The 10,073-nt window shown below is 68.2% G+C and carries 4 protein-coding genes and 4 pseudogenes; 1 reads left to right on the top strand and 7 read right to left on the bottom strand.

Annotated elements, in window-relative coordinates:
* Positions 1–5: 5 nt before the first annotated feature.
* The 5 genes and pseudogenes from IPN47_10250 to IPN47_10230 all read right to left on the bottom strand — a co-directional run bounded on the left by IPN47_10250 (position 6) and on the right by IPN47_10230 (position 5,466).
* Positions 6–1,196 (bottom strand): annotated as a pseudogene (locus tag IPN47_10250) (PQQ-dependent sugar dehydrogenase).
* Positions 1,197–1,253: 57 nt separating this feature from the next.
* A pseudogene (locus IPN47_10245) lies at positions 1,254–2,242 on the bottom strand (aldo/keto reductase).
* Positions 2,239–3,049 (bottom strand): annotated as a pseudogene (locus IPN47_10240) (prolyl oligopeptidase family serine peptidase). Before IPN47_10240 ends, IPN47_10245 begins: the two co-directional pseudogenes overlap by 4 nt.
* Before the next feature lie 272 nt (positions 3,050–3,321).
* A pseudogene (locus IPN47_10235) lies at positions 3,322–4,374 on the bottom strand (aldo/keto reductase).
* Positions 4,375–4,512: 138 nt separating this feature from the next.
* Positions 4,513–5,466, bottom strand: a complete 954-nt coding sequence (locus tag IPN47_10230) for an aldo/keto reductase (protein ID MBK9408414.1) — start codon at positions 5,464–5,466, stop codon at positions 4,513–4,515.
* A 29-nt stretch (positions 5,467–5,495) separates the two neighbouring features.
* Here IPN47_10230 and IPN47_10225 point away from each other — a divergent pair, with 29 nt between their 5' ends.
* Complete coding sequence (locus IPN47_10225) at positions 5,496–6,416, top strand: LysR family transcriptional regulator (GenBank protein MBK9408413.1); 921 nt, start codon at positions 5,496–5,498, stop codon at positions 6,414–6,416.
* A gap of 1,141 nt (positions 6,417–7,557) precedes the next feature.
* On the opposite strand, the gene IPN47_10220 is transcribed toward IPN47_10225, so the two are convergent.
* Positions 7,558–8,805, bottom strand: a complete 1,248-nt coding sequence (locus IPN47_10220; GenBank protein ID MBK9408412.1) for a type II secretion system F family protein — start codon at positions 8,803–8,805, stop codon at positions 7,558–7,560.
* The gene (locus tag IPN47_10215) at positions 8,729–10,030 is read right to left on the bottom strand and encodes a type IV pilus twitching motility protein PilT (protein MBK9408411.1); all 1,302 of its coding nucleotides are present in this window, start codon (positions 10,028–10,030) and stop codon (positions 8,729–8,731) included. Before IPN47_10215 ends, IPN47_10220 begins: the two co-directional genes overlap by 77 nt.
* Between the last annotated feature and the right edge of the window lie 43 nt (positions 10,031–10,073).

The following is a 10,073-nucleotide window of genomic DNA, read 5'->3' as shown; positions in this document are numbered from 1 at the left end:
GATAACTATCGACGGTAGCTGCCACGCAACAGGCGATTGCCCGTGGCCGTCGCTGATGAGAAGCGAGCCGTCCGGCATCTGCAGCACATCAGCGGCCGCCGAGGCCGCTCCCCCTGTGCTCCCCCCCAGCCACCCGGTGCGCTGTCCCGGTTGGGGAGGAAGCCATCGAGGAAGGTGTCGTAGCTCGTCACGCGGGGACAATTCGTGCGCAGCACCATGACGCGATAGCCGCTCGGCTTCGACCGGTTCCACGATCCGTGCTCCGCGATGAACACCGCGTTCCGGTATTCGGCAGGAAACATCCTTCCCGTGTAGAACGTCATCCCGATGGCTGCGACGTGGGCGCCCAACACTTTCACCGGCGGCTCGGTGGTGGCGCAGGCACGCTGCGCGCCGAACTCGGGGTCCTTCACGTCGCCCTGATGACAGAACGGAAAGCCGAAGTGCAGGCCGGCCTTCTGGGCGACGTTGAGCTCATCGCCGGGCACGTCGTCGCCGAGTGCGTCGCGCCCGTTGTCGGTGAACCAAAGTTCTCGGGAGGTCGGATGCCAGTCGAAGCCGACCGTGTTGCGCACCCCCTCGGCGAAGACCTGGAGGTTCGAGCCATCGGGCTTCATCCGGACGATGGTCGACACCAGCGGGGGCGAGAGGCAGGCGTTGCACGGCGCGCCAACCGACATGTAGAGCAGGTCGTCGGGGCCCGAAGGCGATGAACTTCCAGGTGTGCCCGGCGCTCGGGTTAGGCAGGCTGTCGCGCACGACGGCCGGCGCGCGGGGCGCATCGAGATGCTGCTCGATGTCGTCGAAGCGCAGGAGCGGGCTGGTGGTCGCGACGTAGAGCGCGCCATTGCGCACGGTGACGCCATTCGGTTGAGTCACCCGCTGGCGATCACCACCACGCGGTCCTCCTTGCCGTCGCCGTCTGGGTCGATCACCGCGTGCACCTTGCCGGCCCGCTTTGATCCGACGGGCCCCGTGCCCCGCGGGTCGGGCGCCGTCGCGCGCGCGTTCTCGACATTCGCCGCGAATGTCGTGACCTCGAAGCCGGCGGGCACGACCCACTGTGCAGCCGGCCGGACGGCAGGCCGCGCGGGAGACTGCGCGTGCAAACGCCCCAATGTGCCCAGCGGGGAAACGAGCGCGAGCCCCAGTAGTGCCGGGAGCACGGCGGATGTTGTAGTCGACGTCGTGCGCATCATGGGCACAAGAGATGTGGAGGTGCAACAGGAAGGAGCAGCCGCGTGCCGGCGTCTTCATCGGTCGATCATCCGTTGCGAGGCCTCGGAGTACCGGTCACCCTGCACCCGGATCGTCGCGGTGGCCGCGTCGATCTCGCGCAGCTCGTCCAGCGTCAGCGCGACGTCCGCCGCGCCCGGGTTTTCCTCGAGCCGATGACGCTTCGTGGTTCCGGGGATCGGCACGATCCACGCGCGCTGCGCCAGGACCCAGGCGAGGGCGAGCTGGGCGGGGGTCACCCCCTTCCGAGCCGCCAGGGCACGCACCACGTCGACCACCGCCTGATTCGCCTTCCGGTTTTCGGGGGCGAAGCGCGGCACCGTGTTGCGGAAGTCGCCGGCGTCGAACGCGGTTGTCTCGTCGATCTTTCCGGTGAGAAAGCCCTTGCCTAACGGCGAGAACGGGACGAAGCCGATCCCCAGCTCCTCGAGCACGGGAAGGACCTCCTGCTCGGGCTCGCGCCACCAGAGCGAATATTCGCTCTGCAGCGCGGCGACAGGCTGCACCGCGTGGGCGCGCCGGATGGTCCGCACCCCCGCCTCGGAGAGGCCGAAGTGCTGCACCTTCCCCTCCGCGATCAGCGCCCGCACGGTGCCTGCCACGTCCTCGATGGGAACCGCGGGATCGACACGGTGCTGATAGAGCAGGTCGATGCGCTCGACGCCCAGGCGCCGGAGCGACCCCTCAGTCGTTAGGCGGATCGATTCGGGGCGGCTGTTCAGTGCACCGGTCGGCTTCCCGTCCGCATCGAAGTCGAAGCCGAACTTGGTGGCGATCACGACCCGGTCCCGGAAGGGGGCGAGCGCCTCACCGACGACCTCCTCGTTGGTGAATGGACCGTAGATCTGTGCGGTGTCGAAGAAGGTCACACCGCGCTCCGGCGCGCGCGGAGGCGCACCGCGTCGCCGCGGTCGGTGGCGGGGCCCAAGCCGAAGCTGAGTCCCATGCAGCCGAGTCCGAGGGAGGATACGTCGGGGCCGAAGCGACCCAGCGTTCGGGTCTTCATCTCGTACGCTCCTGCTCGTCGTTAGGCCCGCGCCGGTCGATGTGCGCCGTCCAGAACCGGACGGCGTCGGCGAGCCACCCTTCCGCGCTCGTGCCTACGCCAAGTCCGAAGCCGTGTCCGACACCGGGATACCGGTGGAACACCACGTCGGTCCCGGACTGCCGCAGCAGCTCGACGCGGCGTGCCTGGCCGCCGGCGGCGCAATCCCGTCGTCCTCGCCGACGGCGACGAGAGTCGGCGGCTCCTGAGGCGCGACGTCCGCGTGGCCCGTGTAGAGCAGCACGACGGCAGCAGGCCGCGGCATCGCCGCCCCGCCGAATCGGGCCGCACCGTGCGACGCGACGGCGGCCGCCATCCGCGCTCCAGCGGAGCTCCCCCAGAGCGAATAGCCGGCGGTCGACACGTCGAGCGCGCCGGCGTTCCTGTCGATGTACGTCAGCGCCGCCGCCAGGTCCTCCGTCGCGACGCCCGCCCTGCCCGGCGCGGTACTTCAGCACGAACGCGTGGTAGCCGCGCTTGGTGATCTCGTCCGCGTACGGGAAGCCCTCGTGCACCGACCCGACATAGGCGAAGCCGCCGCCGGGTGCGATCACCGCGAACGGCGCGCCGGGTTTGCCGCGGAAGTGGAAGAGCCCCGCGTTCCCGGCGCGATGGCTCCGCTTCCTTCTCGGCAGCGGTGTAGAAGTCATGGAACACCACCCGCCCCGCGGCCGCGTCGTCGACCATACGGTTGAGGGACGACACGACGGCCGCTGGATCGTTGTGGGTATGGTATGGAGGGAGTGCGCCGATGTTGCGAAGCCGCATCGTCGGGTCGGCGCGGCGGTCGTCCCACGGCAGGAGCAGGCGCCCGAACCCGGCGAATGCGGGGTGTCGAGAGGTCGCCGACGGTGTCGTCCACGCGGAGCTGCCGCCCCTGCGCCGCGGGCTTCTGGCGCGCCTCGGCCACCGACGCCGATGCCTCGGCCCCGACGCCGCACGCCGCCGCGACCACGCACACGGTGACCTCTCGGCCGACCCGCGACGCGAGCGAACGCCCGACCGTTCGGACCGTCCTGCTCATCGCTTCGGCGGCGCCTCACGCCCGAGAAGACCAGCACGGCATCCGGCAGGCGCTGCCCACGGACCTCGACGGCGCGCACGGCCGCGTTCAGCTCTGTCAGCTCACCCGGCGTGAACCGCACGTCCGCGGCGCCCGCGTTCTCGACCATGTGGGCCATCTGCGTCGTCCCCGGGATCGGGACGATCCACGGCTTCTGGGCGAGCAGCCATGCGAGCGCGATCTGGGCAGGAGTGGCCTGCTTGCGCTCGGCCCACCGCCGCAGCAGCGCGACGAGCTGCAGGTTGTGCGGCAGGTTCTCGGGTGCGAAACGACCCTCGATCCCGCGGATGTCACCCGGCGCGAAGCGCGTCCCGGCGTCGATGGCGCCGGTGAGGAACCCGACGCCTAACGGGCTCCACGGCACGAAGCCGATGCCGAGTTCCTCGCACGTCGGAATCACCTCCCGCTCCGGGCCGCGCCACAGCATCGAATACTCGCTCTGCACGGCGGTGACCGGCTGCACGGCGTGCGCGCGGCGGAGCGTCCCTCGCCCCATTTCCGAGAGCCCCCAATGCAGCACCTTCCCCTGCTGCTTCAGCGCCTGCACGGCGCCGGCGACGTCCTCGATGGGGACTTCGGGATCGACCCGGTGCTGGTAGAGCAGATCGATGCGGTCGGTGCGGAGCCGCTTGAGCATCCCGTCGACGACGCGCGTGATGTGCGCCGGCTTGCTGTTGAGCCCGGGCCGTCGCGCGCCGGTGTCCTGGTCGATGTTCCAGCCGAACTTCGACGTGAGGACCACCTTGTCGCGGAACGGCGCGACGCCCTCGCCGAGGATGCGCTCGCACTCGTGCGGGCCGTAGGCCTCGGCGGTGTCGAAGAACGTCACGCCCCGGTCGTAGGCGGCGCGGAGGATGCGGATCATCTCCGGGCGGTACGGCACCGTGGTCTCGTATCGGCGGGCCATGTTCTGCACGCCGATCCCGATGCTCGACACCTCCAGCGTGCCGGGAGCGCCGACGCCGGCCGGGGCCACGGCCGCCGCCGTCCCGCCCGGGTTCGTCGGCTGGGCGAGCGCAGGCAACGCGATCCCGCCAAGGAGGGTGTGGCGGCAGGCGCGCTCGCTGACTGGAGGAAGCGGCGTCGGTCGATTTCGTGTCGCGTATGGTCGCTCATAGCAGCTCCTGGCGTGTAGGCGGAAAGGGGCCGGAAATGGTCCGCACGTCGTTCATGCTTCCGGAATGGGAATGCCGAACGCATCGAGCGTGATGACGTCCGGCTCCGGCCCGCCGCGCACGCCGGTCTCCAGCGCGTCGATGGCCGCCATCTGCTCAGTCGTTAGGGTAAAGTCGAACACGTCGAAGTTCTCCGCGATGCGCGCGGGCTGGACCGACTTCGGAATCGCCGAGCGCCCCTGCTGCACGTGCCAGCGCAGCATGACCTGCGCGGCGGACTTGCCGTGCTGCCGCGCAATCGCAAGGAGCGTCGGATCGTCGAAGCTTCGCTTCTCCATCCCGCGGTACGACGTGATGCCGCCGATGGGCGACCACGCCTGCGTGGCAACTCCGTGCGCGGCGTGCGGGCGCTGCAGTGCCGCCTGCTGGAAGTAGGGGTGCACCTCGATCTGGTTCACGGCCGGAACGACCTTGGCCACGGCGAGCAGGCGCTCCAGGTGCTCGGGCATGAAGTTGCTCACGCCGATGGCGCGCACGCGGCCGTCGACGAGCAAGGTCTCGAGCGCGCGATACGCCGCGAGCGTCGGTCGAACGCCGAGGAGCGGCTGGTGCAGGCAGGAGGAGATCGAGCTGCTCGACGCCCAGCTTGCGCGCGCACTCTTGTCGAAGGCGTGCAGCGTCTGGTCGTAGCCGTAGTCGCTGATCCAGACCTTCGTCTCGACGAAGACCTCGTCGCGTGCGACGCCCGCGCGGCGGATCCCTTCCCCCACCTCGCGCTCGTTGGCGTACGCGGCCGCCGTATCGATGAGGCGGTAACCGCTACGCAGCGCCGCTTCGACCGCGGCAGCGGTCTCCGCCGGCGGGCTCTGGAAGACACCGAGCCCGAGGATCGGGAGCTCGACGCCGTTGTTCAGGGTGACGTGCGGTAGGACAGTGAACACGGCGACACCTGCGCGCTGGGTTGCATCGCAAGGTGCCCCGGCGTCGCCGAGCCATCTACTTGCCATCGGCGTCCACCTGGTCACCATTCCGTCCAATGAGCGACGAACTGGACGGGATGGCGACCTTCATTGCCGTTGCCGAGGCGAAGGGATTCCGCGCCGCCGGCGAGCGGCTCGGCATGAGTCACTCGGCGGTCAGTCAGGCGTTGCGACGCCTCGAGACGCGCCTCGGCGTGGCGCTCGTGCGCCGCACCACGCGCAGCGTGCACCTGACGGATGCCGGCGAGCGGCTGTACGTCCTGGTGCGTCCGGCGCTCGACGAGGTGCGTTCGGCGGCGGCGGCCGTGGGCGAGCTGGGCGACCAGCCGCGCGGCACGCTGCGCATCCACACCTCGAGCGCAGCCCTCACCATGATGGGGGAGTCATTGCTCCCCACCTTCCTCGCCGCGCATCCGCACGTGCGCCTCGATCTCACCGTCAGCGAGTCGCCCGTCGACATCGTGGCCGCGGGCTTCGACGCCGGTATCCAGCTCGGCGAGACCATCGACAAGGACATGATCGCCGTTCCCGTCACGGGCGATCTCCGGATGGCGGTCGTGGGAGCGCCGGCCTACTTCAATCGGCGGGGTGTGCCGCAGCACCGAAGGAGCTCGTGGACTACGGAGTGCCTGAACTGGCACCCGGCGACCGATGCCCCGCCGTATCGCTGGGAGTTCACCGAGAAGGGGCGGCACATTTCACGGTGGCGGTGCCCGCGCGTGCTCTCGACCGCCTCAGCGATCAACCGGCGCCTCGCCGCCGCGGGGTTGGGCGTGACGATGGCCATGGACGCGTACATCCTCGAGGAGCTGGCGAGCGGTGTGCTCGTGCGCGTGCTGGAGGAGTTCTGCGAACCGTTCCCCGGCTACTACCTGTATTACCCGCAGAGGCAGCACGCGTCGCGCGCGCTGCGGGCGCTGATCGAGCAACTGCAGCAGTCGCGAAACGTGCGGCGGGGGCGACGCGCGAAGCGTTAGGCGCCGTGCGGGAGCGGGCTCCTTGTCATCGCATTGACGAGTATCGTCGATCCCGATGGCACGGGCAGACGCTCGCGCAGCATCATGTTTTTGCGCGAGAACGCGGGGATGGCGTACGACCTGAGTCCGTGAGGGGGATCTACTTGGTGCGGGCGTCGGGGGCGGGAATCGCATTCGAGCGCGTCGCGCTGAGGGAACGCGCGCGGAGGAGAGCGAAGCCACAGGTTGGGAAGCGGCACGTACTCCCCCGCCTCGTGTGTGTGGCCGCAGGGCACGAGGACCTCCCGGTTCGGGCAACGCGTAGCGATATCGAGCAGGACCTCGCCTGTCACCTGAACGCGAGGAATGGCCGCCACGCCGGCGCCGATGACTGCCCATGGAAGACGCTCCGTACGCGCATCGGCGGATGGGGCGCCGTTCTGGTTCGCCGACCGGACGTCCACGATCTGCAGCAAGAGTCGCTATGCCGTCGCGCGCCCACGGAGAACCTAGTCGTCGAGCGGACTCTCCACCCAGGGCCCTCCCACGGCGATGCGTTCAGCTTGGCGACGTTCCGCGAGCCGCGGCAGACTCGCGAGCGTTGGGTCGTGCTCGACTAGGTGATTGAAGCCCGCGACGCGACAGGAGTCTGCAGTGTCGGGTGCACGGCACCGCAAAGGCACATCAGCTCGCCGTCCTCCACGAACGCGAAGAGGACGGGACGGCTGCGCTCGTATACGTGCACGCAGATGATTGCGCGAGACTCGAAGACTGTCACAGAACGTGGCTCAGTTCGGCATCACTGTGTCTCGGCAGTCTGCCAAACGTTTGTTCGCCCTGCAAGTCGGCTTTGCCAGTCTCGCGAGCACGATTTCGCCATGCTCGCGCGTGCGGCGGCCCCGCCCGCTGGGAACGCCGGTGGTGCCCCCGGCGGGCGGGGTGGTGCCATGGACCGCGACCACCCCCCTGCCCCGCATCCAAACCGGGTGACACCCGCCCCCGAGGCGCAAGCGCGCACGGGGCTCCTGCGCCCGACCCCAGAACGCCAGAACGGCCCCATGAGGTGGGGCCGTTCGGTCAGCGTCTCAGTGTCGAGCTGTCGGTGGAGCGTCGGAGATTGTCGAGGGTCCGCGAAAGCCTGTCGGAGCGTCGGACCCAACATTTACCTGTGGGAGGAGGGCGGGAGCAAAAAAAAAAATTCCCCCTCCCCTCCCGCCACCCTGCACGCGTTGATCATGTCGAAGATCGGCAGGTACATCGCGACCACCATGCCGCCGACGACCACACCCAGGAAGACGATCATGATCGGCTCGAGCAGCGCCAGCAACCCGCCCACCGCCGCGTCCACTTCCTCATCGTAGAAGTCGGCGATCTTGCTCAGCATCTCGTCCAGGCCGCCCGTCTGCTCACCGACCGCGATCATCGAGATGACCATCGGGGGGAAGACGGCCGACTTCTGGAGCGGCGCCGCGATCGTGTCGCCGCCGGCGATCGAGGCGCGCGACTGCATGATGGCGTCCTGGATCACGCGGTTGCCCGCGGTCTTGGCGGTGATCTCGAGGCCGTCGAGGATGCTGACGCCCGACGAGATGAGCGTGCCGAGCGTGCGGGTGAAGCGCGACACCGCCGACTTGCGCAGCACGTCGCCCAACACGGGGAAGCGCAGCATCATCCGGTCGATCACCAGCTTGCCGTTCGGCGTCGCATAGTACCGCTTGCCCAGCACGCTCAACCCGAAGATGCCGGCGCCCAGCAGCCACCAGTACGCCTTCAGGAACTGCGACATCGCGATGACGACGCGCGTGGGGAGCGGGAGCGGCAGGCCAACCGAGGCGAACATCTCCTCGAACACCGGGATGACGAAGATCAGGAGGACGATGATCGCGATGCCGGCCACGCTCATGATGACGCCCGGGTAGATCATCGCCCCCTTCACCTTGCGCACGAGGGCGTCGTTCTTTTCCATGAACGTCGCCAGGCGCATCAGGATGGTATCGAGAATACCACCCGCCTCACCGGCCGCGACCATGTTCACATAGAGTTCGCTGAACGCATTCGGGTGCCGCGCCAGCGCATCGGCGACGGTGTGCCCCGACTCGACGTCGAAGACGACCGCGCGCGTGACCTCGGAGAGCACCTTGTTCTCGGACTGCTTGGCCAGGATGTCCAGCGCCTGCACGAGCGGCAAGCCGGCGTTGATCATCGTCGAGAACTGCCGCGTGAAGATGACGATGTCGCGCATCTTCACGGAGCCCTTGGCCTTCTTGGGCTTCGCGTCCTCGTCGACCTTGACCACCGACAGGCGCTGCCGGCGGAGCTGCGCGACGACGTCCTCACGCGACGGTGCATCGATCGTCGCGGTCTTCAGTTCGCCGTTGGCGGCGCGCGCGGTGTACGTAAATGCAGGCATTGTACTCTACGGGAAGACGAGAGGACGAGAAGACGGGAAAACGAGATGTAGACCCTTCATCTCGGGCACTCGGTGATGAGCGCGTGCCAGCCCCGGCCAACCGCCCGTTCTTGCTGTCCGACGAATCGTCGTCCAGCGGCGAGCGGCCGATCATGCGCAGGAACTCGTTGGGGTCGCTCGAGGTGCGGAGGCACTCGTCCTCGGTCACCTCGCGCGCCACGTACAACTGGTACAGGGCGTCGTTCAGCGTCTGCATGCCGAACTTCTTCCCCGACTGCATCAACGAATAGATCTGGTGCACCTTGTCGTCGCGGATGAGCGCGCGAATGGCCGGGGTGATCACGAGGATCTCCGCCGCCATCACACGACCACGCCCGCGGGCCCGCGGCAGCAGCGTCTGCGTCACGATCCCCTCCAGCACGAAGGCGAGCTGTGCGCGCACCTGCGACTGCTGGTGACTCGGGAACACGTCAATAATACGATTGATCGCCTCGGCCGCCGAGTTGGTGTGCAACGTGGCGAAGACGAGGTGCCCGGTTTCGGCGATGGTCAGCGCCGCCTGGATGGTCTCCAGGTCGCGCATTTCGCCGACGAGGATCACATCGGGATCCTCGCGCAGGGCGTACTTCAAGGCGTTCGCGAAGGTCTTGGTGTCGGTCCCGACCTCGCGCTGGTTGACGATGCACCCCTGGTGCCGGTGGATGAACTCGATGGGGTCTTCCACCGTGATGATGTGCCCCTTTCGCTCGCGATTGATCTTGTCGATCATCGCCGCCAGCGTCGTCGACTTGCCCGACCCGGTGGGGCCGGTGACGAGCACGAGCCCGCGCGGCTTGTCGCTCATGCGCGCGATCACCGGAGGGAGCCCAAGGTCCGCAAACGTCTTGATGGTGAACGGAATCTGCCGGATCACCATCGACACACAGCCGCGCTGCTTGAAGCAGTTGCCGCGGAAGCGCGCCAGGTTCTGGATGCCGAACGAGAAGTCGAGCTCATCCTCCATCTCGAAGCGCTTCTTCTGGTTCTCGGTGAGGACCGAGTAGGCCAGCTGCAGCGTGTCCTTGGGGGAGAGGACGTACTCCACGTTGGAATTGACGATGTCACCGTCGACGCGGAGCTTGGCGCGCTCTCCCGCCGTGACGTGCAAGTCCGACGCTTCCCGCTCGATCATCTCTTCGAGCAGGGCGCGGAGGTTCACGTTGGGTGGTGCGGCGGGACGCGTCATGCGATTCGAGAGGACGGGAAGACGGGAAGACGGGAAGACGAGA

The organism is Gemmatimonadota bacterium (assembly GCA_016719105.1).
Classification (GTDB): domain Bacteria; phylum Gemmatimonadota; class Gemmatimonadetes; order Gemmatimonadales; family Gemmatimonadaceae; genus SCN-70-22.
The sequence above is the reverse complement of the archived record's forward strand: the minus strand, read 5'-3'. Positions and strand labels throughout refer to the sequence as shown.